At 71.9% G+C, this 22,517-nt stretch carries 23 protein-coding genes and 1 pseudogene; 19 read left to right on the forward strand and 5 right to left on the reverse strand.

Translation table 11 applies throughout. The annotated features are described in order from the left end of the window. Nucleotides 1-13: 13 nt before the first annotated feature. Both A5643_RS10020 and A5643_RS10025 read right to left on the reverse strand, forming a co-directional pair. Complete coding sequence (locus A5643_RS10020; RefSeq protein WP_066854467.1) at nt 14-436, reverse strand: hypothetical protein; 423 nt, start codon at nt 434-436, stop codon at nt 14-16. Between the two features lie 2 nt (nt 437-438). Beyond that, a pseudogene (locus A5643_RS10025) lies at nt 439-885 on the reverse strand (peptidoglycan DD-metalloendopeptidase family protein); the annotation flags it as partial. Between the two features lie 292 nt (nt 886-1,177). Between A5643_RS10025 and rpsB the strand changes: the two are divergent. The 3 genes from rpsB to A5643_RS10040 are packed head-to-tail and all read left to right on the forward strand — an operon-like array spanning nt 1,178 to nt 4,291. Then, the gene (rpsB, locus tag A5643_RS10030; RefSeq protein ID WP_066854469.1) at nt 1,178-2,011 is read left to right on the forward strand and encodes a 30S ribosomal protein S2; all 834 of its coding nucleotides are present in this window, start codon (nt 1,178-1,180) and stop codon (nt 2,009-2,011) included. 1 nt (nt 2,012) lies between these two features. Beyond that, nucleotides 2,013-2,828, forward strand: coding sequence for a translation elongation factor Ts (gene tsf / locus A5643_RS10035; RefSeq protein WP_066854471.1), 816 nt, complete (start codon nt 2,013-2,015; stop codon nt 2,826-2,828). Nucleotides 2,829-2,878: 50 nt separating this feature from the next. Next, nucleotides 2,879-4,291 (forward strand): amidase, encoded by a 1,413-nt coding sequence (locus A5643_RS10040; RefSeq protein ID WP_066854473.1) that lies wholly within the window; start codon nt 2,879-2,881, stop codon nt 4,289-4,291. On the opposite strand, the gene A5643_RS10045 is transcribed toward A5643_RS10040, so the two are convergent. Continuing rightward, nucleotides 4,282-4,716 carry a MarR family winged helix-turn-helix transcriptional regulator gene (locus tag A5643_RS10045; RefSeq protein WP_066854475.1) on the reverse strand — a complete coding sequence of 145 codons (435 nt, stop codon included), beginning with the start codon at nt 4,714-4,716 and terminating at the stop codon, nt 4,282-4,284. The two genes, A5643_RS10040 and A5643_RS10045, sit on opposite strands and share 10 nt — an antisense overlap. A 45-nt stretch (nt 4,717-4,761) precedes the next feature. On the opposite strand from A5643_RS10045, the gene A5643_RS10050 reads away from it, so the two are divergent. The 5 genes from A5643_RS10050 (at nt 4,762) to rlmN (ending at nt 8,913) form a co-directional block, all read left to right on the forward strand. Beyond that, a complete protein-coding gene (locus tag A5643_RS10050; RefSeq protein WP_066854477.1) occupies nt 4,762-5,457 on the forward strand; it encodes a class I SAM-dependent methyltransferase in 696 nt (231 codons plus the stop codon). 112 nt (nt 5,458-5,569) lie between these two features. After that, the gene (gene pyrH / locus A5643_RS10055; protein WP_066854479.1) at nt 5,570-6,328 is read left to right on the forward strand and encodes a UMP kinase; all 759 of its coding nucleotides are present in this window, start codon (nt 5,570-5,572) and stop codon (nt 6,326-6,328) included. Nucleotides 6,329-6,337: 9 nt separating this feature from the next. Next, nucleotides 6,338-6,895 (forward strand): ribosome recycling factor, encoded by a 558-nt coding sequence (gene frr, locus A5643_RS10060; RefSeq protein WP_066854481.1) that lies wholly within the window; start codon nt 6,338-6,340, stop codon nt 6,893-6,895. 12 nt (nt 6,896-6,907) lie between these two features. Beyond that, nucleotides 6,908-7,789, forward strand: a complete 882-nt coding sequence (locus tag A5643_RS10065) for a phosphatidate cytidylyltransferase (RefSeq protein ID WP_066854483.1) — start codon at nt 6,908-6,910, stop codon at nt 7,787-7,789. Between the two features lie 26 nt (nt 7,790-7,815). Beyond that, entirely contained in the window at nt 7,816-8,913 is a 1,098-nt protein-coding gene (gene rlmN, locus A5643_RS10070) for a dual-specificity RNA methyltransferase RlmN (protein ID WP_066854485.1), read from the forward strand. A 14-nt stretch (nt 8,914-8,927) separates the two neighbouring features. Here the strand turns inward: rlmN and A5643_RS10075 are convergent, their stop codons facing one another. Both A5643_RS10075 and A5643_RS10080 read right to left on the reverse strand, forming a co-directional pair. Next, entirely contained in the window at nt 8,928-10,895 is a 1,968-nt protein-coding gene (locus A5643_RS10075; protein ID WP_066854509.1) for an MMPL family transporter, read from the reverse strand. A gap of 108 nt (nt 10,896-11,003) precedes the next feature. Continuing rightward, the gene (locus A5643_RS10080; RefSeq protein WP_066854487.1) at nt 11,004-11,258 is read right to left on the reverse strand and encodes a DUF2631 domain-containing protein; all 255 of its coding nucleotides are present in this window, start codon (nt 11,256-11,258) and stop codon (nt 11,004-11,006) included. 173 nt (nt 11,259-11,431) lie between these two features. On the opposite strand from A5643_RS10080, the gene A5643_RS10085 reads away from it, so the two are divergent. The 11 genes from A5643_RS10085 to A5643_RS10135 all read left to right on the forward strand — a co-directional run. After that, nucleotides 11,432-12,298 carry an AraC family transcriptional regulator gene (locus tag A5643_RS10085; RefSeq protein ID WP_082948874.1) on the forward strand — a complete coding sequence of 289 codons (867 nt, stop codon included), beginning with the start codon at nt 11,432-11,434 and terminating at the stop codon, nt 12,296-12,298. Continuing rightward, nucleotides 12,219-12,656, forward strand: coding sequence for a VOC family protein (locus tag A5643_RS10090; RefSeq protein ID WP_066854491.1), 438 nt, complete (start codon nt 12,219-12,221; stop codon nt 12,654-12,656). Before A5643_RS10085 ends, A5643_RS10090 begins: the two co-directional genes overlap by 80 nt. A gap of 32 nt (nt 12,657-12,688) precedes the next feature. Beyond that, entirely contained in the window at nt 12,689-13,870 is a 1,182-nt protein-coding gene (dxr, locus tag A5643_RS10095) for a 1-deoxy-D-xylulose-5-phosphate reductoisomerase (RefSeq protein ID WP_066854492.1), read from the forward strand. Continuing rightward, complete coding sequence (locus A5643_RS10100; RefSeq protein WP_066854494.1) at nt 13,867-15,081, forward strand: M50 family metallopeptidase; 1,215 nt, start codon at nt 13,867-13,869, stop codon at nt 15,079-15,081. The genes dxr and A5643_RS10100 overlap by 4 nt, the downstream gene beginning before the upstream one ends. 20 nt (nt 15,082-15,101) lie before the next feature. Then, nucleotides 15,102-16,262 (forward strand): flavodoxin-dependent (E)-4-hydroxy-3-methylbut-2-enyl-diphosphate synthase, encoded by a 1,161-nt coding sequence (gene ispG / locus A5643_RS10105; protein ID WP_066854496.1) that lies wholly within the window; start codon nt 15,102-15,104, stop codon nt 16,260-16,262. Between the two features lie 38 nt (nt 16,263-16,300). After that, complete coding sequence (locus A5643_RS10110; protein WP_066854498.1) at nt 16,301-17,155, forward strand: GNAT family N-acetyltransferase; 855 nt, start codon at nt 16,301-16,303, stop codon at nt 17,153-17,155. Between the two features lie 139 nt (nt 17,156-17,294). Further along, complete coding sequence (locus A5643_RS10115) at nt 17,295-19,100, forward strand: penicillin-binding transpeptidase domain-containing protein (RefSeq protein WP_066854500.1); 1,806 nt, start codon at nt 17,295-17,297, stop codon at nt 19,098-19,100. Nucleotides 19,101-19,174: 74 nt separating this feature from the next. Beyond that, a complete protein-coding gene (locus tag A5643_RS10120; protein ID WP_066854502.1) occupies nt 19,175-19,762 on the forward strand; it encodes a DUF1707 SHOCT-like domain-containing protein in 588 nt (195 codons plus the stop codon). A gap of 13 nt (nt 19,763-19,775) precedes the next feature. Further along, nucleotides 19,776-20,633: a type I methionyl aminopeptidase gene (gene map, locus A5643_RS10125; protein WP_066854504.1), complete on the forward strand. Its 858-nt coding sequence runs from the start codon at nt 19,776-19,778 to the stop codon at nt 20,631-20,633. A 4-nt stretch (nt 20,634-20,637) separates the two neighbouring features. Continuing rightward, nucleotides 20,638-22,125, forward strand: coding sequence for a cobyric acid synthase (locus A5643_RS10130; protein ID WP_066854506.1), 1,488 nt, complete (start codon nt 20,638-20,640; stop codon nt 22,123-22,125). Nucleotides 22,126-22,179: 54 nt separating this feature from the next. Continuing rightward, a partial coding sequence (locus A5643_RS10135; protein WP_197497697.1) for an alpha/beta fold hydrolase occupies nt 22,180-22,517 on the forward strand: 338 nt, incomplete at its 3' end.

A 22,517-nucleotide genomic window follows, 5' to 3' on the forward strand; every position in this document is an offset into this window, starting at 1 on the left:
CTCGCGGCGGGGTTCAGAACACCTCGGTGTGGCCGTCGCGGATGACGAAGCGGTGCTGTTCGGTGCCATTGCCCATCACGCAGGCCAACTGGGTGGTCGCGTCGCGTGCGCAATGCGCCTGGTCGAAGTCGTAGTCCACCGCCGCCGGCAGCATCCGCAGCGGGTGCCCCTCGAATTCCGCCGGGCCCACGGGATCCGATCTGAACGTCACTTCCGAGAGCGCATTGCCCATCCGGCCGAGGTGCACCGAGGTGGCGCCGTCCGGGGCGCTGGGAAGCGGACCGTAGCAATCCACATAGGAGATGCCCCGGTGCGAGGAGGAGGTGCAGAACACCCCCTCGGAGGTGGTAAAGCCGCGCACCGAATAGGCCAGGGTGTCGCCGGCGGGCGGGTCTTGCGGGGGAGGCAGGAAAGACGCCAGCGACGACGCGCTCACCGCAGCGGCTTCAACCGGATCGGGGTGACGGCCAGCAGCCCCAGTGGGTCCACGTAGTCGGCCCGGGCCGCCGGGCCCCACATCGCGCCCCAGTGCAGGCACGCCGCCGCGCACCCCGGATGCCCCGCGACCAGCGCCCCGAGCACCGTGCCCGACGCCACCCGCCGGCCCACCGGCACCGCCGCGGTCACCGGCTCGTAGCTGGTGTGCAACCCGCCGGGGTGCGCCAGCGCCACCACCGGGCGACCGGCCAGCAGCCCGGCGAAGACCACCGTTGCCGCCGCGGGCGCATACACCGGCTGGCCGGGCTCGCCGGCCAGGTCCACGCCGCGATGCCCGCGCTGCCAATCCGGGCGCGGCGCGTCGAAGACCCGCAGCACCGCCGGCGGCGGGAGCAGCGGCCAGTCCAGCCGCGGACCGGCGCCGCGCGCCGGGGCGGCACCGGCCAACCCGAGCCCCACGGTGAGCAACATCACCACCATCACGCGCATCGGACCAGTTCAGCGCGCCCCCACCGGCGCGGCCAGTCGACCGCGCACCCGGCTGTGGACAAAGCACCAGCTCGGGCGGTGTAAACTGCCCAACGCGGTCCGTATCAACGGGCTGACTTCGCGTGCCCGCACCACAACGGCGCCACCGAGCGGTCCCTTGCCCAGCAAGGGTTCGGTGGACCGGCGGGCACCAGGGCCCGGCCTCACCCGACGCCGGGCGGAAAACCGACATAAGAAGGAATGACTGGCCATGGCCGTAGTCACCATGAAACAGCTGCTGGACAGCGGCACCCACTTCGGGCACCAGACCCGGCGGTGGAACCCCAAGATGAAGCGGTACATCTTCACCGACCGCAACGGCATCTACATCATCGACCTGCAGCAGACGCTGACCTACATCGACAAGGCGTACGAGTTCGTCAAGGAGACCGTCGCCCACGGCGGGTCCATCATGTTCGTCGGCACCAAGAAGCAGGCCCAGGAGTCCATCGCCGAGGAGGCGACCCGGGTCGGGATGCCGTTCGTCAACCAGCGCTGGCTGGGCGGGATGCTCACCAACTTCCAAACCGTGCACAAGCGGCTGCAGCGCCTCAAGGAGCTCGAGGCGATGGAGCAGTCCGGCGGGTTCGAGGGCCGCACCAAAAAAGAGATCCTGGGCCTGACCCGGGAGAAGAACAAGCTCGAGCGCAGCCTCGGCGGTATCCGCGACATGAACAAGGTGCCCTCGGCGGTCTGGGTCGTCGACACCAACAAGGAGCACATCGCCGTCGGCGAGGCCCGCAAGCTGGGCATCCCGGTCATCGCGATCCTGGACACCAACTGCGACCCCGACGAGGTCGACTACCCGATCCCGGGCAACGACGACGCGATCCGCTCCGCGGCGCTGCTGACCAAGGTGATCGCCTCCGCGGTCGCCGAGGGCCTGCAGGCCCGCGCCGGGCAGGGCGGCGGTGACGGCAAGCCCGACGCCGACGCCGCCGAGCCGCTGGCCGAATGGGAGCAGGAGCTGCTGGCCTCGGCCACCCCCGCGGCCGCCGAACCGGCCGCCGCTGAAACCACCACCACCACGACCACGGAAGGCTGAGATGGCGAACTTCACCGCTGCCGACGTCAAGCGCCTGCGGGAGCTGACCGGCTCCGGCATGCTCGACTGCAAGAACGCGCTTGCCGAATCCGACGGTGACTTCGACAAGGCCGTCGAGGCACTGCGGATCAAGGGCGCCAAGGACGTCGGCAAACGCGCCGAGCGGGCCACCGCCGAGGGGCTGGTCACCGCCAAGGACGGCGCGCTGATCGAGTTGAACTCCGAGACCGACTTCGTCGCCAAGAACGCCGAATTCCAGGCCCTGGCCGACGAGATCGTGACCGCGGCCGCCGAGGCCAAGACCTCCGATGTGGCCGAGCTCAAGGCCGCCAAGGTCGGCGACCGCACGGTGGCCGAGGCCATCGAGGCGCTGTCGGCCAAGATCGGCGAGAAGCTCGAGTTGCGCCGGGTGGCCTACTTCGACGGCACCGTGGAGACCTACCTGCACAAGCGGGCCTCCGACCTGCCGCCGGCGGTGGGGGTGCTGGTCGAGTACGAGGGCTCGGACAAGGACGCCGCCCGCGCGGCCGCCCTGCAGATCGCCGCGTTGAAGGCGCAGTACCTGACCCGCGACGACGTGCCCGCCGACATCGTGGCCCACGAGCGCCGCATCGCCGAGGAGACCTCGCGCGCGGAGGGCAAGCCCGAGCAGGCGCTGCCCAAGATCGTCGAGGGCCGGCTGGGCGGCTTCTTCAAGGACGTCGTGCTGCTCGACCAGCCGTCGGTGTCGGACAACAAGAAGACCGTCAAGGCGCTGCTGGACGAGGCCGGGGTCACCGTGACCCGGTTCGTGCGGTTCGAGGTGGGGCAGGCGTAACACTCGCCCGTAACGCCCCCGGCCGGGCGCGCGTCGCCTAGCGTCGACGCATGCGACACGTGCATGCGTTCCGCGACGACGCGCTCGGCGAACTCGACGCGGTCGGGCTGGCCGCGGCGATCCGGGCCGGGGACGTCAGCCCCGCCGCGGCCGTCGACGCCGCCATCGCCCGCCTGGAGACGGTCAACCCGGCGCTCAACGGCCTGGCCTACCCGGCGTTCGATGCGGCCCGAGAGCGGGCCGGACGGCCCGGCAAAGGCTTCTCAGGCTTCTTCGCCGGCGTGCCGACCCTGATCAAGGACAACGTCGACGCGGCCGGGATGCCCACCATGCAGGGCACCGACGCCTGGCGGCCGCGCCCGACCGCCGCCGACGGCGCGTTCGCCGCGCTGTTCGGCGCCGTCGGGCTCAACCCGCTGGGCAAGACCCAGCTCAGCGAGTTCGGGTTCAGCGCCGCCGCCGAGCATCCGCGGCTGGGCGCGGTGCGCAACCCGTGGGACACCGACCACACCGCCGGCGCCTCCTCGTCGGGGTCGGCGGCGTTCGTGGCCGCCGGGGTGGTGCCGATCGCGCACGCCAACGACGGCGGCGGCTCCATCCGGATCCCGGCGTCCTGCAACGGCCTGGTCGGCCTCAAGCCGTCGCGCGGGCGGCTGCCGCTGGACCGCGACTTCGCCCAGATGCCGGTGCGCATCGTCTACAACGGCGTGGTGACCCGCACCGTGCGCGACACCGCCGCGTTCTTCCGGGAGGCCGAGCGGCTCCACCGCAACCGCAGGCTGGCGCCGATCGGTGATGTCACCGGGCCGGCCGCCCGCCGGCTCAAGGTCGTGGTCGTCACCCGTTCGATCGGCCGCGAAGCCAGCCCGGAGGTGCGCGAGCTGACCCTGGGCACCGCCGCGCTGCTGGCCGAACTCGGCCACCGGGTGGATTACCTGGAGGATCCGCCGGTGCCCGCCTCGTTCGCCGACGATTTCCTGCTGTACTGGGCGTTTCTGGCCAGCGCGCTGGTACGCAGCGGCAAGCAGCGGTTCGGCCCGACCTTCGACCGCAGCAAACTGGACAATCTCACCCTCGGGCTGGATCGGTTCGCGGTCCGGCGGCTGCACCGGCTGCCGCTGGCGGTGGCGCGGCTGGCCGCCTCCCGGCGCCGCAGCGCCCGGTTCTTCCGGGACTACGACGTGCTGCTGACCCCGACGGTGGCCGCCGAGACCCCGCGGGTCGGGCATTTCGATCCCACCGCGGACTACCAGCAGATCATCGACCGGCTGATGGACTGGGTGGCGTTCACCCCGCTGCAAAACGCCACCGGCGACCCGTCGATCTCGCTGCCGCTGGCGGTCACCGCGGCCGGCCTGCCGCTGGGCATGCTGTTCAGCGCCGCGCGCGGGGACGAGGCCACGCTGCTGGCGCTGGCCTACGAACTCGAAGCGGCCCGCCCCTGGGCGCGCATTCAGGGTTGAGCCGGCTCGTCGGAGCCCAGTGCGGTGAGCATCCGTTTGAACTCGCGCTGCTCGGCGGCGCTGAGCCGGGACAGCACGGTGGCGTCGGCGGTGCGCACCGCGCGTTCGGCGCGGGTGAGCAGCTCGGCGCCGCTGCGGGTCAGCGACGCAGGCAGGGCCCGGCCCGACGGCACCGAGGCCGGCCGGGACACCGCACCGGCGTCCTCCAGCCGGCGCAGCACCGTGTTCATCGCCTGCGGGGTGACGTTGGTGTGCCGGGCCAACTCGGCGCTGGAGGTGCCGGGATAGAGGGAAAGTATTCGCAGACAAACGAATTCGGTCAACGACAGGTCCAAGGGCCGCAACGCCGCCGTCGCCTCCGGGCGCAGCAGATTGCTGACCCGGTGCAGCAGGTAACCCAGCGGCGCGTCATCCAACCGATCCATATCAACCATATTGACATATATCAGGCGTCTTGATATAGATGGGTGATGACGCAAACACCGCAATTCGACTTCGACTTCGACCCCGCCTACCGCGGCGACTCCGCCGAGTTCGGCCCCGGCGCCCGGCCGCCGTGGAGCATCGGCGAACCGCAACCGGAGATCGCCGCGCTCATCGACCGGGGCGAGGTGCGCGGCACCGTGCTCGACGCCGGCTGCGGCGAGGCCGCGGTCTCGATGTACCTGGCCGAACGCGGCCACGACACCGTCGGGCTGGACGCCTCGCCGGCCGCCATCGAGCTGGCCACGGCCGAAGCCGCCCGGCGCGGGCTGACCAACGCCACCTTCGCGGTGGCCGACATCGCCGACTTCGCCAGCTGGCCGGCCGGCTCGGAGCGCCGGTTCGACACGATCATCGACTCGACGCTGTTCCACTCGATGCCGGTCGAGCTGCGCGAGGGCTATCAACGGTCGATCGTGGCCGCCGCCGCACCCGGCGCCGTCTACGTCGTGCTGGTCTTCGACCGCGCCGGCATGCCCGACAGCCCCGCCAACCCGGTCACCGAAGCGGAGCTGCGCGAGGTGGTGGGCGCCCACTGGGTCATCGACTCGGTCCGCCCGGCGCGCATCCACGCCAACTTCCCCGACGAGATGCCCGAGCAGTTCCCGGTCCGCGATCTGCGCGACGAGCCCGGCGGGCGCAAGTCGGTGCCGGGCTGGCTGCTCGCGGCGCATCTGGGCTAGCCCCCGGTGACCCGGGCAGGACGGAGCGCCCGGGATGAGGCAGGATATGAGGGGCCGTCCGGGGCCGTGACCCGGATGGCGCTTCCATGCCAGCACCTGCCGAGGAGTCCCGATGGGCGAGCCGCACCGCGCGGAGCACGGCCAGCCGCTCCCCGGGGGACTTCTCCCGAAATATCGCCGGGTGCTGCTCAAGCTCGGCGGTGAGATGTTCGGCGGCGGCCAGGTCGGGCTGGACCCCGACGTGGTGGCCCAGGTCGCCCGCCAGATCGCGGAGGTGGTCCGCGGCGGTGTGCAGGTCGCGGTGGTGATCGGCGGCGGCAATTTCTTCCGCGGCGCCCAGCTGCAGCAGCGCGGCATGGAGCGGATGCGCTCGGACTACATGGGCATGCTCGGCACCGTGATGAACAGCCTGGCGCTGCAGGACTTCCTGGAGAAGGAAGGCATCGACACCCGGGTCCAGACCGCCATCACGATGGGGCAGGTCGCCGAGCCCTACATCCCGTTGCGCGCGCAGCGCCACCTGGAGAAGGGCCGGGTGGTGATCTTCGGCGCCGGCATGGGGTTGCCCTACTTCTCCACCGACACCACCGCGGCGCAGCGCGCCCTGGAGATCGGCGCCGACGTCGTGCTCATGGCCAAGGCCGTCGACGGGGTGTACACCGACGACCCGCGGGTCAACCCGGAGGCCGAACTGCTCACCGCGGTCAGCCACCGCGAGGTCATCGACCGCGGCCTGGCCGTCGCCGACGCCACCGCGTTCAGCCTGTGTATGGACAACGGCATGCCCATCCTGGTGTTCAATCTGCTCACCGACGGCAATATCGCCCGCGCGGTCGCGGGTGAGAAGATCGGGACACTGGTCAGCACCTAGGAGGACGTCGTGATCGATGAAGCACTCTTCGACGCCGAAGAGAAGATGGAGAAGGCCGTCACCGTGGCCCGCGACGATTTGGCGACCATCCGCACCGGCCGGGCCAACCCCGGGATGTTCTCCCGGATCGTCATCGACTACTACGGTGCGACCACCCCGATCACCCAGCTGAGCAGCATCAACGTGCCCGAAGCGCGGCTGGTGGTGATCAAACCCTACGAGGCCTCCCAACTCGGCGCCATCGAGAACGCCATCCGCAACTCCGACCTGGGCGTCAACCCGACCAACGACGGCACCCTCATCCGCGTCGCGGTGCCGCAGCTGACCGAGGAGCGTCGCCGCGAGCTGGTCAAGCAGGCCAAACAGAAGGGCGAGGAGGCCAAGGTCGCGCTGCGCAGCGTCCGGCGCAAGGCGATGGAGGAGCTGCACCGCATCCGCAAGGACGGCGACGCCGGCGAGGACGAGGTCGGCCGCGCCGAGAAGGAACTGGACAAGACCACCCAGCAGTACGTCGGGCAGATCGACGAGCTGGTCAAGAACAAAGAAGGCGAGCTGCTGGAGGTCTAGCGACCACCAGCCATTTGTCCCGTGGCAGACACCGATACCTCCCGCAGCGCAGCGGCCGGCGCCAAATCGACCTCGCGCGCCGGACGCAACCTGCCGGTCGCGATCACGGTGGGGGTGGCGCTGGCGGGGATGCTGGTGGCTACCTTGGTGTTCGGGCCGCCGTGGCTGTGGCTGCTGATCCTGGCGGTGGCCACCCCGATCGCCACCCACGAGGTGGTGCGCCGGCTGCGCGAAGCCGACTTCGACGTGCCGTTCATCCCGCTGTTCCTCGGCGGCCAGGCCATGGTCTGGCTGGCCTGGGCCTACGGTGCGGCCGGGGTGCTGGGCGCCTTCGGCGGCACCGTCGTGGTCGCCATGATCTGGCGGCTGATCAACCAGGGCTTCTCGCACACCCCGGTCAACTACCTGCGCGACATGTCGGCCACCGTGTTCCTGGCGGCCTGGGTGCCGCTGTTCATGTCGTTCGCGGTGCTACTGATCTTCCAGGACCACGGCGCGGCCCGGGTGTTCTGCCTGCTGGTCGCGGTGGTGCTCTCCGATGTGGGCGGCTACGCGGTCGGGGTGCTGTTCGGCAAGCACCCGATGGTGCCGGCGATCAGCCCCAACAAATCTTGGGAGGGCTTCGCCGGGTCGCTGCTGTTCGGCGTGACCGGCGCGGTGCTGGCGGTGACGTTCCTGCTGCCGGGCCGGCAGTGGTGGGTGGGCCTGGCCCTGGGCGCGCTGCTTGTGGTCACCGGCACCCTCGGTGACCTGGTGGAATCCCAGATCAAACGCGAACTGGGCATCAAGGACATGGGGCGCTCGCTGCCCGGCCACGGCGGGATGATGGACCGGCTCGACGGCCTGATGCCGGCGGCGGCGACCACCTGGATCGTGCTGTCGTTGCTGCACTGACCCGGCCACCGCCCATACTGGAAGCGATGAAACAGCAGCTGGTGTTCACCGCGCCGCGGCAGGCCGCCCGGCCGTCGCGGCACCTGGCCGACCTCGACGCGACCGAGCGCGCCGCCGCGGTCGCCGAACTCGGGCTGCCCGGTTTCCGCGCCAAACAGCTCGCCCAGCAGTACTACGGCCGCTTGTTGGCGGACCCGCAGCAGATGACCGACCTGCCCGCCGCGGTGCGCGGACAGATCGGTGACGCGTTGTTCCCGACGCTGCTGACCCCGGTCAGCGAGCTGGCCTGCGACGCGGGCGAGACCCGCAAGACCCTGTGGCGGGCGGCCGGCGGCACCACCTTCGAGTCGGTGCTGATGCGCTACCCACAGCGCAACACCGTCTGCATCTCCTCGCAGGCCGGGTGCGGGATGGCCTGCCCGTTCTGCGCGACGGGGCAGGGCGGGCTGAAACGCAACCTGTCGACCGCGGAGATCCTCGAGCAGGTGCGCACCGCGGCGGTCACCCTGCGCGACGAGCACGGCGACCGGTTGTCCAACGTGGTGTTCATGGGCATGGGGGAGCCGCTGGCCAACTACGCGCGGGTGCTGGCCGCGGTGCGCCGGATCATCGCGGCGCCGCCCGACGGGTTCGGCATCTCCGCGCGGTCGGTGACCGTCTCGACGGTCGGGCTGGCCCCGGCGATCCGCAAACTGGCCGACGAACGGCTCGGGGTCACCCTGGCGGTGTCGCTGCACACCCCCGACGACGAGCTGCGCGACACCCTGGTGCCGGTCAACAACCGCTGGAAGGTCAGCGAGGTGCTCGACGCCGCGCGGTACTACGCCGACACCACCGGCCGGCGGGTGTCGATCGAATACGCCCTGATCCGCGACGTCAACGACCAGCCGTGGCGCGCCGACCTGCTGGGCCGGCGGCTGCACGCCGCGCTGGGGCCGCTGGTGCACGTCAACCTCATCCCACTGAACCCCACCCCCGGCAGCGAATGGGACGCCAGTCCCAAACCGGTCGAGCACGAGTTCGTCCGGCGGGTGCGCGCGCAGGGGGTGTCGTGCACGGTGCGGGACACCCGGGGCCGGGAGATCGCCGCCGCCTGCGGCCAGCTAGCCGCCGAAGGCGGGTAGCGAGCGCGTACCCGTTAGGCGCGTGGGGAATTCAGCGCCGGCCACCAGATCCGCGGGCCGATCAAGGTGAACACCGCCGGGATCACCAGAGTCCGAACGACAAAGGTGTCCAACAGGATTCCCAACCCGACGATGATGCCCAACTGTGTCAACACGATCAGCGGCAGCACACCGAGCACCACGAACACCGACGCCAACACGATTCCGGCGCTGGTGATCACCGCACCCGTCGCCGACACCGCGCGCACGATCCCGCCGCGAGTGCCGTGCTCGGGGGTCTCCTCCCGCGCCCTGGTCACCAGGAAGATGGTGTAGTCCACCCCGAGCGCGATCAAGAACAGCAGCGCGAACAGGGGCGTCGCCTGATCCAGCGCCGGAAACCCGAACACGTGGATGCTCGCCCAGCCGCCGAGCCCCAGCGCCGCCAGCGCACTGAGCGCGGTGATCGCGACCAGGATCAGCGGCGCCAGCACCGCCCGCAACAGCACGTACAGCACCCCCAGCACCACCGCGAGCAACGCCGGGATGATCACCATCCGGTCATGGGCGGCCGCGTCGCGGACATCGAGCGCCTGCGCATCCGAACCGCCGACCAGCGCGGCGGGGTCCACCGCGTGGGCCTGCTCGCGCACCGCCGCGATGGTGTCCAGCGCGCGGTCGGAGGCCGGCGCGGCGTCGATCACCACCGACCACCGGGTGAGCCCGGAACGCGCCGGGCCCAGCGCCCGGGCCGAGACCACCCCGGGGGTGGCCGACAGCGCCTGCTGCATCGCCCCGGCCCGCTCCACCGAGCCGATCACCAACGTCGGATCGGCTGTGCCGCTGGGGAAGTGGGCGGCCAGCGTCTCGAACCCGGCCACCGACTCGGCTCGCACCCGAAACTGCTCGGTCTGGGTCAGGCCCAGCGATGTGCCCAACAAGCCGGTCGTCAGCAGCGCCAGCACCGCCAGCGCGCCCGCCGTCACGCGGCCGGCGTTGTCGGCGACGCGGGTGGCCACCCGATGCCAGATCCCGGCATCGGCCGCCGACGGGTCACCCGGGCGGGGGATCAGCGGCCAGAACAATCGCACCCCGGCCAGCGCGAGCAGCGGCGGCAACACCGTCAACACGAACAGCACCGCCAGCAGCAGGCCGATCGCCGCCGCCAGCCCCAGGCTGCGGGTGCTCGGCGCGGCGGCCAGCACCAGCATCAGCACCCCGAGCACGACGGTGGCGTTGCTGGCCAGGATCGCCGGGCCGGCCCGGGCCACCGCGGTGCGCAGCGCCGCCCGGTGCGCGGCGGTGCCGGTCAGTTCCTCCCGGTAGCGCGAGATCAACAGCAGCGCATAGTTGGTGCCCGCCCCGAACACCAGCACGCTGGTGATCCCGGCGGTCGACCCGTCCACGCTCAAGCCGGTGGCTTCGACCAGCGCGCTGCCCAGCGCCGCCGACACCCGGTCGGCGAACCCGATCACCAGCAACGGCAGCAGCCACAGCACCGGGGAGCGGTAGGTCAGGATCAGCAACACCGCCACCACCAGGGCGGTCACCACCAGCAGCGTGACGTTGGCGCTGGTGAACGCGTCGGCGATGTCGGCGCCGAACGCGGGCCCGCCGGTGACCTGGGCGCGCAACCCGTCACCGAGCCCGGCGGTGGCCGCCTGGCGCAGCGCGGTGACGGTGTCGTCGAGCGCGAAGCCGGACAGCTCACCGGCCACCGGAACCGGGCTCAGCGCGGCCCGGCCGTCGTCGGAGATGACCAGCGGCGGGGTGCTCACCTCGTCGGCGTCGACGACGGCGGCCATCCGGGTGCGGGCCTGTTCGATCGCCCCGATGTCGGCGCTGAGCAGCGCGGCACCGTCGGTGCGGGTGACGACCAGGATCACCGCCGGCTGCCCGCCGGGGAATTCGGCGCGCAGCGCCTCAGCGCGGGCCGACTCCGCACCCGGCGGCAGCATCTCCGGGGACCGGTCGGCGTCGCTGGAGGATCCCGAAAGCGCCATCAGCGCGCCGAACAGCAGCGCGACGGCGAGCGCGACGACCCAGGAACGGCCGCCGGTGACCACACCGGCGAACCGCTCCCAACGCGACGGCGGTGGGGCGCTCAGCGGCTACCGCAGCCAGCCGCGCCGACGCAGCCACCAGTCGCGGACCAGCACGACCACACCCAGCGCGGCGAACGCGATCAGGTAGGCGTCCTCGACGTGGCCGACGTGGTTACCGCGCAACATCAGCAGCAGGAACCCGATGACCCCGAGCCCCACCAGGTACCAGGTGCGGTAGTTGATCCGGCTCCATCCCCAGTCGGCGGACGGTACCTCGGCAGTATCGACGCCGCTGTGGCGCTCCACTTCGGTGCTGACCACGACGACTCCTCCTACTCGGGCGCGAAACGATGACGAGCAACGAACGCTCGGATGCATATTGTGGCATACCGTCGCCCCCGCACAGCCCGTAGCGTTGCGTTATGGCCGCACCACGGGCACCGATCTGGGACTTCGCGGTCGGTCCTGCCCGCGCCGCGCCCGGCGTGCTGTCGATGATCGGCTACCGCGCCCTCGACGTGCCCGACCGGGTGCACCGCGGGCTGCCGTCGGCGAGCCTGACCCTCATCGTCAGTGGCGACGACGGGGTCCGCGCCGCGCCCAGCACCGCCGCGCTGCCCGCCGCCGCACCGCTGCCGGTGCTGCTCGGCGGGCTGCACCTGCACGCCAGCCGGGTCCGGCAATGCCGCGGCCAGACCGGCGTGCAACTGGCGGTGCACCCACTGGCCAGCCGCGCGCTGTTCGGGCTGCCGGCCGGCGAACTGTGCGACGCCGGCTACGACGCCACCGCGGTGCTCGGCGCGGCCTGCGCCGAGCTGCCCGGCCGGGTGGGTGACGCAGGCACCTGGCCCGCGAGGTTCGACGCGGTCAGCGGGTGGCTGACCGGGCAGGCCCGCGACGTGCGGGTGCGCCCCGAACTCGCCCACGCCTGGCGGCTGCTCGAGCGCAGCCGCGGCCGGATGCCGATCGGCACGCTCGCCGAGCGGGTCGGGCTGAGCCGACGACACCTCGGCGCGCTGTTCCGGCGCGAGGTCGGACACGGCCCCAAAACCGTCGCGATGCTGCTGCGCTTCGAGCACGCCACCACCCGCATCGCCGCCGCGGCCCGGCGCGGCGGCCACGTCGACCTCGCCGGGATCGCCGCAGCCACCGGCTACAGCGACCAGGCCCACTTGAGTCGCGAATTCGTCCGGTTCGCCGGTCTGGCGCCGCGGGCCTGGCTGACCGAAGAGTTCCAAAATATTCAAGACGGCGGCCACGCCCCCCGCCCAGAGTGGTGTGATGACCACCGCGAAGCCACCGACCACCCGGCACCCGGCCACCGCGACCCCGACCGTCTGGCTGACCCTGCAAGCCCATGACGCCGCCGCGCTCATCGACTACCTCGTCGACACCTTCGGGTTCGTCGTGACCGCCCGCTACGGCGACGGCGACACCGTCCACCACGCCGAACTGGCCTGGCCCGAAGGGACCGGCGGCGTCATGCTCGGCAGCTACCGCCCGGACCGGGACTGGTGCCGCGCGCCGGGCACCGCCGGCGGCTACGTCGTCACCGGCGACGTCGACGGGCTCTACCGGCGGGTGCGGCACCGCGACGCCGACGTCATCCGGGACCTGGCCGACACCGACTACGGCAGCCGCGAATTCGCCGTCCGCGACCCGGAAGGCAACCTGTGGTCCTTCGGCACCTACGCCGGGGCGAGCGCGCCGGCCGGTTAACGGCACCGCCCGGTTAGCGGCACAATAGGCGGGTGACCACCACCCGCCGCCGAGTTCTGATCCTGGGTTCCACCGGCTCGATCGGCACCCAGGCGCTGCAGGTGATCGCCGCCAACCCCGACCGCTTCGAGGTCGTCGGGCTGGCCGCCGGCGGCGGCAACCCGGAGTTGATCGCCCGGCAGCGCGCCGAGACCGGGGTGCGCGCCGTCGCCGTCGCCGACGAGAGCGCCGCCGACGCGGTGGGCGACGTGACCCACCGCGGCGCCGACGCCGCCACCCGGCTGGTCGAAGACACCGAGGCCGACATCGTGCTCAACGCCCTGGTCGGCGCGCTGGGGCTGCGGCCCACCCTGGCGGCGCTGGCCACCGGCGCCCGGCTGGCCCTGGCCAACAAGGAGTCGCTGATCGCCGGCGGGCCGCTGGTGACCAAGGCCGCCGCGCCGGGCCAGATCGTGCCGGTGGACTCCGAGCACTCCGCGATCGCGCAGGCGCTGCGCGGCGGGGCCGCCGGTGAGGTCGCCAAGATCGTGCTCACCGCCTCCGGCGGGCCGTTCCGCGGCTGGTCGGCCGAACAACTCGCCGACGTCACCCCCGAGCAGGCCGCCGCCCACCCCACCTGGTCGATGGGGCCGATGAACACCCTCAACTCCGCCTCCCTGGTCAACAAGGGCCTGGAGCTGATCGAGACCCACCTGCTGTTCGGGGTGGCCTACGAGCAGATCGACGTCGTGGTGCACCCGCAGTCGATCGTGCACTCGATGGTCACCTTCACCGACGGCTCGACGCTGGCGCAGGCCAGCCCGCCGGACATGCGGCTGCCGATCGCGCTGGCCCTGGGCTGGCCGGACCGCATCCCCGCCGCCGCCCCGGCCTGCGACTTCACCAGCGCCTCGACCTGGGACTTCGAGCCGCTCGACGACCAGGTGTTCCCCGCGGTGGAACTGGCCCGCCGCGCCGGTCGGGCCGGCGGCTGCCTGCCCGCGGTCTACAACGCCGCCAACGAAGAGGCCGCCGCCGCGTTCCTGGCAGGCCGCATCGGCTTCCGCGCCATCGTCGACACCATCGCCGCGGTGCTCGACGGCGCCGCGCAGTGGAGCGCCGAACCCGCTACCGTAGAGGAGGCGCTCGACGCGCAGCGCTGGGCCCGCGACCGGGCCGCGCGCGCCGTGCGGGCCACCATCGCCCCGGACAGGAAGGTCGTCCCCACCCGATGATGTTCACCCTGGGCATCGTGCTGTTCGCCGTCGCCATCCTGGTCTCGGTGGCGCTGCACGAATGCGGACACATGTGGGTGGCCCGCGCCACCGGGATGAAGGTGCGCCGCTACTTCGTCGGGTTCGGCCCGACGCTGTGGTCCACCCGGCGCGGCGACACCGAATACGGCCTCAAAGCCGTCCCCGCCGGCGGGTTCTGCGACATCGCCGGCATGACCGCGGTCGAGGAGCTCGCGCCCGACGAGGAAGACCGCGCCATGTACAAGCAGGCGACCTGGAAGCGGGTCGCGGTGCTGGCCGCCGGCCCGGGCATGAACTTCGCCATCGGGCTGGTGCTGATCTACGTCATCGCGATCGTGTGGGGGCTGCCCAGCCTGCACCCGCCGACCGCCGCGGTCATCGGCGACACCGCCTGCGTCGCCCCCGAGGTCACCCAGGGCGAACTGGGCCAGTGCAGCGGCTCCGGCCCGGCCGCCGCCGCGGGCATCCGGGCCGGCGACACCGTGGTGCGGGTCGGCGACACCCCGGTCGAGGACTTCGCCGGGCTGGCCGCCGCCGTGCGCGACAGCCACGGCACCGTCCCGATCGTCGTCGAACGCGACGGGCAGACCCTGACCACCTACGTCGACGTGACCCCCACCCAGCGCTGGGTCACCGACCCCGACACCGGCGAGGCCGGCCCGGTCACCGTGGGCGCGATCGGGGTGGGTGCGGCGGTGCCCGGCCCGACCCACTACAACGTCGTCTCGGCCGTCCCGGGCACCTTCGCCTTCACCGGCGGGCTGGCCGTGGAACTGGGCAAGGCGCTGATCGCCATCCCGACCAAGGTCGGCGCGCTGGTGCACGCCATCGGCGGCGGCGAACGCGGCCTGGACACCCCGATCAGCGTGGTCGGCGCCAGCATCATCGGCGGCGACACCGTCGACCGGGGCCTGTGGGTGGCGTTCTGGTTCTTCCTGGCCCAGCTGAACTTCGTGCTCGGCGCGATCAACCTGGTCCCGCTGCTGCCGTTCGACGGCGGCCACATCGCGATCGCCGCCTACGAGAAGATCCGCAACATGATCCGCTCGGCGCGCGGGATGGTGGCCGGCGCCCCGGTCGACTACCTCAAGCTGATGCCCGCCACCTACGTAGTCTTGGTGTTGGTGGTCGGCTACATGCTGCTGACCGTGACCGCCGATGTGGTCAACCCGATCAAGATCTTCCAGTAGGAACCGACAAAGGAGAAGCCATGACCGTCGGCCTGGGGATGCCGGGAGCCCCGGCCCCCACCCTGGCGCCGCGGCGCCCGACCCGCCAACTGATGGTCGGCGATGTCGGGGTGGGCAGCAACTACCCGATCTCGGTGCAGTCGATGTGCACCACCAAAACCCACGACATCAACTCGACCCTCCAGCAGATCGCCGAGCTCACCGCGGCCGGCTGCGACATCGTGCGGGTGGCCTGCCCGCGCCAGGAGGACGCCGACGCGCTGGCCGCGATCGCCGCCAAGAGCCAACTGCCGGTGATCGCCGACATCCACTTCCAGCCCAAATACATCTTCGCCGCGATCGACGCCGGCTGCGCCGCGGTGCGGGTCAACCCCGGCAACATCAAGGAGTTCGACGGCCGGGTCAAGGAGGTCGCCAAGGCCGCCGGCGACGCCTGCATCCCGATCCGGATCGGCGTCAACGCCGGCTCGCTGGACCCGCGGATGCTCGCCAAGCACGGCAAGGCCACCGCGGAAGCCCTGGTCGAGTCCGCGCTGTGGGAAGCCTCCCTGTTCGAGGAGCACGGGTTCTCCGACCTCAAGATCAGCGTCAAGCACAACGACCCGGTGGTGATGGTCGCCGCCTACGAGCAACTCGCCGAGGCCTGCAGCTACCCGCTGCACCTGGGGGTGACCGAGGCCGGCCCGGCGTTTCAGGGCACCGTCAAATCCGCGGTGGCGTTCGGGGCGCTGCTCTCCCGCGGCATCGGCGACACCATCCGGGTGTCGCTGTCGGCGCCGCCGGTGGAGGAGGTCAAGGTCGGCAACCAGATCCTGGAGTCGCTGAACCTGCGGCCGCGCGGGCTGGAGATCGTGTCCTGCCCGTCGTGCGGGCGCGCCCAGGTCGACGTCTACAAGCTGGCCAACGAGGTCACCGCCGGGCTGGAGGGCCTCGACGTGCCGCTGCGGGTGGCGGTGATGGGGTGTGTGGTCAACGGTCCCGGCGAAGCCCGCGAAGCCGACCTCGGGGTGGCCTCGGGCAACGGCAAGGGTCAGATCTTCGTCAAGGGCGAGGTGATCAAGACCGTTCCGGAGGCGCAGATCGTCGAGACCCTGATCGAGGAGGCCTTGCGTATCGCCGCGGAGAAGGGGTATGACCCGGATGCAACAGCCAGCGGTTCGCCGACGGTGACCGTAAGCTGAAAGCCGGTACCCCCAGCCAACCGCGGAAAAGAGTCACCATGTCCGCTCCGCCCCTGTTTCGCCTGGTCGACGAGCGTCGCGTCTCGGTGGTGCGCGACGCCGCCGCCGTGCGTCGGGTGCTCGACGAGGACCCGGTCGGGTCGTGCATGGTCGCCGCCCGGGTCGCCGAGCAGGGGGTGGAACCCGCCGCGATCGGCGGCGAACTGTGGACGCGGCGCGGGGTCGACGAATCGCTGTGCTACGCCGGGGCCAACCTGGTTCCGCTGCGCGGCGGGCGCGACGACCTAGCCGCCTTCGCCGACAAGGCGATGAGCGTCTCCCGGCGCTGCTCCTCGGTGGTCGGCCACGCCGAACTGGTGCTGCCGATGTGGGAGCGGCTGTCGCACACCTGGGGCCCGGCCCGCGACGTGCGCGCCTGCCAGCCGCTGATGGCGCTGGACGCCTTCCCGCGCTGCCCGCTGGACACCGCGGTGCGCCAGGTGCGCCCCGAGGAGATCGACGCCTACCAGGTGGCCGCCGTGGACATGTTCATCGGCGAGGTGGGCGTCGACCCGCGCCTCGGCGACGGGGGCCGCAGTTACCGGCGGCGGCTCTCCGCGCTGATCGCCGCCGGCCGCGCCTGGGCGCGGTTCGAGAACGGCGAGGTGGTGTTCAAAGCCGAGATCGGCGCGCAGTCCCCGGCGGTGAGCCAGATCCAGGGGGTGTGGGTGCACCCCGAGCACCGCGGCCGCGGGCTGGGCAGCGCGGGCACCGCGGCGCTGGCGGCGGTGATCGTCGGCACCGGGCGGGTGGCCAGCCTGTACGTCAACGACTTCAACACCGTCGCGCTGGCCACCTACCAGCGGGTCGGGTTCACCACGGTCGGCACGTTCGCCACCGTGCTGCTGGACTGAGCACGGCCGGAGACCGACCGGTCCGCCGCGCGCCGCCCGCGAGACACTCGCGACACTCCGGCGAGACACGACGCGATAACGGTTCGGTTGCGGTGCGCCTCCACCGTTTCGCCGCCCCCGGCTCTTAACATCTGCCCCAATGGCAACAAAAACCTCACTGGCATCGGCGGCGGTCCTCGCGTTGACGGTCGGACTGCTCGGCGCCTGCACCCCCCGCCCCGACGGTCCGGCCCCGGTCGCCGAACAGTTCTTCGCCGCCCTGTCCACCGGCGACACCCTGGCCGCCGCGGCGCTCAGCGACAGCCCCGAGGACGCCCGCGACGCGCTCAACACCGCCTGGGCCGGCCTGCAGGCCAGCTACCTCGACGCGCAGATCCTCGGCTCGCGCTACACCGAGGACACCGGCACCGTCGCCTACCGTTACACCTGGCACCTGCCCAAGAACCGCACCTGGGCCTACGACGGCCAGCTGAAGATGGTCCGCAACGAGGGCAGCTGGCAGGTGCGCTGGAACGCCACCGACCTGCACCCCAAACTGGGGGAGAACCAGACGTTCGCGCTGCAGTCCACCCCCGCGCAGCGCGCCTCGGTCAACGAGGCCAGCGGCACCAACGTGCTGGTCCCCGGCTACCTGTACCACTACGCGCTGGACGCCAAGCTCGCCGGAGCCGACCTGATGGGCACCGCCCGCGCGGTGATCGACGCGCTGCACCCCTTCGACGAGACCCTCAACGACCCCCAGGTGCTGGCCGAGGAGGCCAGCTCGCTGACCCGGCCGCGCGACCTGATCACCCTGCGCCGCGACGACAACAACCGGGTGGCGCCGATGATCGGTGAGCTGCCCGGCGTGGTCGTCACCCCGCTCGCCGAGCTGATGCCCACCGACGAGAGCTTCGCGCCCGCCCTGATCAACCAGGTCAAAAAGACCGTCGTCGAGGACCTCGACGGCGAGGCCGGCTGGCGGGTGGTCACGGTCAACCAGAACGGCGTCGACGTCGCGGTGCTGCACGAGGTCGCCCCCGCACCCGCGCCGTCGGTCTCGATCACCCTGGACCGCGCCGTGCAGAACGCCGCCCAGAACGCGGTCGACATGCGCGGCGGGCCGGCGATGATGGTGGTGCTCAAACCGTCGACCGGGGAGATCCTCGCCGTCGCGCAGAACGCCGCCGCCGACCGCGAGGGCCCGGTGGCCACCACCGGGCTCTACCCGCCGGGCTCGACGTTCAAGATCATCACCGCCGGCGCGGCGATCGAACGCGACCTGGCCACCCCCAACACATTGCTGGGCTGCCCCGGCACCGTCGACATCGGCCACCGGGTGGTGTCGAACTACAACCGCTTCGACCTCGGCGCGGTCCCGCTCTCCCGCGCCTTCGCCAGCTCGTGCAACACCACCTTCGCCGAACTCGCCAGCCGCATGCCGCCGCGCGGGCTCACCCAGGCCGCCGCCCGCTACGGCATCGGGCTGGACTACCACGTCGCCGGCATCACCACCGTGACCGGCTCGGTCCCGCCCACCGTCGACCTGGTCGAACGCACCGAGGACGGCTTCGGGCAGGGCCGGGTGCTGGCCAGCCCGTTCGGGGTCGCGCTGGCCGCCGCGACGGTGGCCGCGGGCAAGACCCCGGTGCCGCAGCTGATCGTGGGCCGGCCGACCGAGACCGACGGCGAGGCCGCCGCGGTCAGCCCGGCGATGATCGACGGGCTGCGCTCGATGATGCGCCTGGCGGTCACCAACGGCACCGCCCGCGAGATCGCCGACTGCGGCGCGGTGTTCGGCAAGACCGGGGAAGCGGAGTTCCAGGGCGGATCGCACTCCTGGTTCGCCGGCTACCGCGGCGACATGGCGTTCGCCTCGCTGATCATCGGCGGCGGCAGCTCGGAGTACGCGGTGCGGATGACCAAGAACATGCTCGAGGGCCTGCCCGGCGACTTTCTGGTCTAGACGGCCCGCGGCGCGGTCCGGGTAGGCTCACGGCAGACCGCGCCAGCTCGGCCCCGAGCACGTCAGGAAGAGCCATGACCGACATCGGTGAGAACCCCGTCGCGCTGCGGATCTCCGACGCCGACCGCAACGGCACCCTGCGCCGGCTGCACCGCGCGGTCGCGTTGGGCCTGATCGACATCGACGAGTTCGAGCAGCGCTCGGTCGCGGTGTCACACGCCCGGCTGCGCCCGGAACTCGACAGCCTGGTCGAGGATCTGCCCGGGCCGGGCGCGATCGCCACCTCCACCACCGACCGGGTGGAACTGCGCGGCTGGGCCGGCTCGCTGAAACGCCACGGCGAATGGATCGTGCCGACCCGGCTGGCGCTGGTGCGCCGGATGGGCTCGGTGGACCTCGACCTGACCCGGGCGCGGTTCGCCGGGCCGGTGGTGATCATCGAACTCGACATGCGGTTCGGTTCGGTGCACGTCCGGCTGCCGGCCGGCGCGAGCGCCTCGATCGACGACGTGCAGGCGTTCGTCGGCAGCGTCCGGGACCGCCGCAAATCACCGCAGGCCGAAGGCGTGCCGCACGTGGTGTTCACCGGCCGGATGATCTGCGGCTCGGTGGAGATCCGCGGGCCGCGGCGACGGTCGTTCCTGCGCCGCGCCCGCCGCTGACTAAGCTGAGCCGATGCCTGTTCGTGCCGCGCTGACCCCCGGTGTCGTCTCCCCGACCCCGCCGGTGCCCAAGTCCATCGCCCGCCCGGAATACGTCGGCAAGGCCACCGCCGCCGAGGGCAGCGAGCCGTGGGTCCAGACGCCCGAGGTGATCGAGAAGATGCGCATCGCCGGGCGCATCGCGGCGGAGGCGCTCGCCGAGGCGGGCCGGGCGGTCGCGCCCGGGGTGACCACCGACGAGCTGGACCGCATCGCCCACGCCTACATGGTCGACCACGGCGCCTACCCGTCCACGCTGGGCTACAAGGGCTACCCGAAATCCTGCTGCACCTCGGTCAACGAGGTGATCTGCCACGGCATCCCGGACTCCACCGTGATCGCCGACGGCGACATCGTCAACATCGACGTCACCGCCTACATCCACGGGGTGCACGGCGACACCAACGCCACCTTCCTGGCCGGCGACGTCAGCGAGGAGCACCGGCTGCTGGTGCAGCGCACTGAGGAAGCGATGATGCGCGCGATCAAGGCGGTCAAGCCGGGCCGGGCCCTGTCGGTGATCGGCCGGGTCATCGAGGCCTACGCGAACCGGTTCGGCTACAACGTCGTCCGCGACTTCACCGGCCACGGCATCGGCACCACCTTCCACAACGGGCTGGTGATCCTGCACTACGACCAGCCCGCGGTGCAGACCGTCATCGAACCCGGTATGACCTTCACCATCGAGCCGATGATCAACCTCGGGTCGCTGGACTACGAGATCTGGGACGACGACTGGACCGTGGTCACCCGGGACCGCAAGTGGACCGCGCAGTTCGAGCACACCCTGGTGGTCACCGACACCGGTGCCGAGATCCTGACCCTGCCGTGACGCGGTGAGCGGCGCACTGCTGGTGGCCGGCACCAGTTCGGACGCCGGCAAGTCGCTGGTGGTCGCCGGACTGTGCCGGGCACTGGCCCGCTGCGGCGTGCGGGTGGCGCCGTTCAAGGCGCAGAACATGTCCAACAACTCCGTGGTCACCGCCGACGGCGGCGAGATCGGCCGCGCCCAGGCGGTGCAGGCCCGCGCCGCCGGCCTGGAGCCGTCGGTCCGGTTCAACCCGATCCTGCTCAAACCCGGCAGTGACGCCACCTCGCAGCTGGTGGTCCGCGGCCGGGTCGTCGACACCGTCAGCGCCGCAGAGTATTTCACCCGCCGGGACCGGCTGGCCGGAATCGTCGCCGACGAACTGGCCGGCCTGCGCGCTGAATTCGACGCGGTTATCTGCGAGGGCGCCGGATCGCCGGCCGAAATCAACCTGCGCGCAACCGATCTGAGCAACATGGGCCTGGCGCGGGCGGCGGGGCTGCCGGTCGTGGTCGTCGGCGACATCGACCGGGGCGGGCTGCTGGCCCACCTCTACGGCACCGTCGCCGTGCTCGACCCGGCCGACCAGGCGCTGATCGCGGGCTTTGTGGTCAACAAGTTCCGCGGCGACCCGGCGCTGCTGCAACCCGGGCTGGACCAACTCGCCGAGCTCACCGCCCGGCCCACCTACGGGGTGCTGCCCTACGCCGCGGAGTTGTGGCTCGACGCCGAGGACTCGGTGTCGGTGCAGGCCCACCGCGTGCTCGGCGCACCGCAACCGCCCCGCGGGGAGCAGTGGCTGCGCATCGGCGCGATCCGGTTGCCGCGCATCTCCAACTCCACCGACGTGGAGGCGCTGGCCTGCGAGCCCGGCGTCCTGGTCCGCTGGGTCAGCGACCCCGCCGACGCCGTCGACAGCGACGTGCTCGTGCTGCCGGGCAGCAAGTCCACCCGCGCCGACCTGGACTGGCTGCACACCAGCGGGCTGGCCGACGCGGTGAGCGCGCACGCGCGGGCCGGCCGGCCGGTGCTGGGGCTGTGCGGCGGGTTCCAGATGCTGTGCCGCACCGTCGACGATGGCGGCCCGGCGGCCGGGCTGGGCCTGTTCGACGCCGACATCGTGTTCGAACCGACCAAGCTGCTGCGCCGCTGGCCGGCCCCGCTGACCGGCTACGAGATCCGCCACGGCCGGCTGCGCCGCTGCGCCGAGGACACCTGGTTCGAGGCCGGCGGGGAGGCCCACGGCTGGCGACGCGGCGGCGTCTACGGCACGCACTGGCACGGACTGTTCGACAACGACGCCTTCCGCCGGACCTGGCTGACCGACGCGGCGGCCGCGGCGGGCCGAACCGGGTTCCTCGTCGCCGACGACGTGGAGGTGACCGCCCGCCGCGACGCCCAACTCGACCGCATCGCCGACCTGCTCACCGCGCACACCGACCTGGCCGCCCTCACCGGTTTGCTGGAGTCCGGGCCGCCGGAGCGGCCGACGGTGGTCTCGGGTCTGCGCCGTTGAGCGGACCGTGACCAAAACGCTACCAACCGCGCCGCGCGCCGGTAGCCTGCGAAAATGCCCTCGACGATGACGACTGTCGACGGGTTCCCCGTCCCGGTCGATGTGACCGGCCCCGAGGGGAGCCCGGTCGTCGTCATGCTCAGCGCCGCGCAGCGCACGGTGGCCGCCTACGACGCCATCTGCCGCCGGTTGCACACCGCGCATCTGCGCACCGTGGTGATCGGCCCCGATCCCCGGCTGACCCCCAAGTCGGTGGTCGGGATCATGGACGCCCTGGACATCCGCTGGGGTGTGGTGGTCGGCGACCGCGCCGGCGGCGGCGAGCTCGCCTGGGAACTGGCGGCGACCCGGCTGGACCGCTTCACCGGCCTGGTCGCCATCGACCGCGGCCA

Origin of the sequence: Mycobacterium sp. 1274756.6 (assembly GCF_001668625.1) — a bacterium.
In the GTDB taxonomy this organism is placed as follows: domain Bacteria; phylum Actinomycetota; class Actinomycetes; order Mycobacteriales; family Mycobacteriaceae; genus Mycobacterium.

Bases quoted from the DNA above. Each gene is read 5' to 3' on its own strand.
- rpsB (WP_066854469.1), top strand. From the start codon at position 1,178: ATGGCCGTAGTCACCATGAAACAGCTGCTGGACAGCGGCACCCACTTC.
- tsf (WP_066854471.1), top strand. From the start codon at position 2,013: ATGGCGAACTTCACCGCTGCCGACGTCAAGCGCCTGCGGGAGCTGACC.
- A5643_RS10040 (WP_066854473.1), top strand. From the start codon at position 2,879: ATGCGACACGTGCATGCGTTCCGCGACGACGCGCTCGGCGAACTCGAC.
- A5643_RS10045 (WP_066854475.1), bottom strand. From the start codon at position 4,716: ATGGATCGGTTGGATGACGCGCCGCTGGGTTACCTGCTGCACCGGGTC.
- A5643_RS10050 (WP_066854477.1), top strand. From the start codon at position 4,762: ATGACGCAAACACCGCAATTCGACTTCGACTTCGACCCCGCCTACCGC.
- pyrH (WP_066854479.1), top strand. From the start codon at position 5,570: ATGGGCGAGCCGCACCGCGCGGAGCACGGCCAGCCGCTCCCCGGGGGA.
- rlmN (WP_066854485.1), top strand. From the start codon at position 7,816: ATGAAACAGCAGCTGGTGTTCACCGCGCCGCGGCAGGCCGCCCGGCCG.
- A5643_RS10075 (WP_066854509.1), bottom strand. From the start codon at position 10,895: ATGGCGCTTTCGGGATCCTCCAGCGACGCCGACCGGTCCCCGGAGATG.
- A5643_RS10085 (WP_082948874.1), top strand. From the start codon at position 11,432: ATGATCGGCTACCGCGCCCTCGACGTGCCCGACCGGGTGCACCGCGGG.
- A5643_RS10090 (WP_066854491.1), top strand. From the start codon at position 12,219: ATGACCACCGCGAAGCCACCGACCACCCGGCACCCGGCCACCGCGACC.
- A5643_RS10100 (WP_066854494.1), top strand. From the start codon at position 13,867: ATGATGTTCACCCTGGGCATCGTGCTGTTCGCCGTCGCCATCCTGGTC.
- ispG (WP_066854496.1), top strand. From the start codon at position 15,102: ATGACCGTCGGCCTGGGGATGCCGGGAGCCCCGGCCCCCACCCTGGCG.
- A5643_RS10110 (WP_066854498.1), top strand. From the start codon at position 16,301: ATGTCCGCTCCGCCCCTGTTTCGCCTGGTCGACGAGCGTCGCGTCTCG.
- A5643_RS10115 (WP_066854500.1), top strand. From the start codon at position 17,295: ATGGCAACAAAAACCTCACTGGCATCGGCGGCGGTCCTCGCGTTGACG.
- A5643_RS10120 (WP_066854502.1), top strand. From the start codon at position 19,175: ATGACCGACATCGGTGAGAACCCCGTCGCGCTGCGGATCTCCGACGCC.
- map (WP_066854504.1), top strand. From the start codon at position 19,776: ATGCCTGTTCGTGCCGCGCTGACCCCCGGTGTCGTCTCCCCGACCCCG.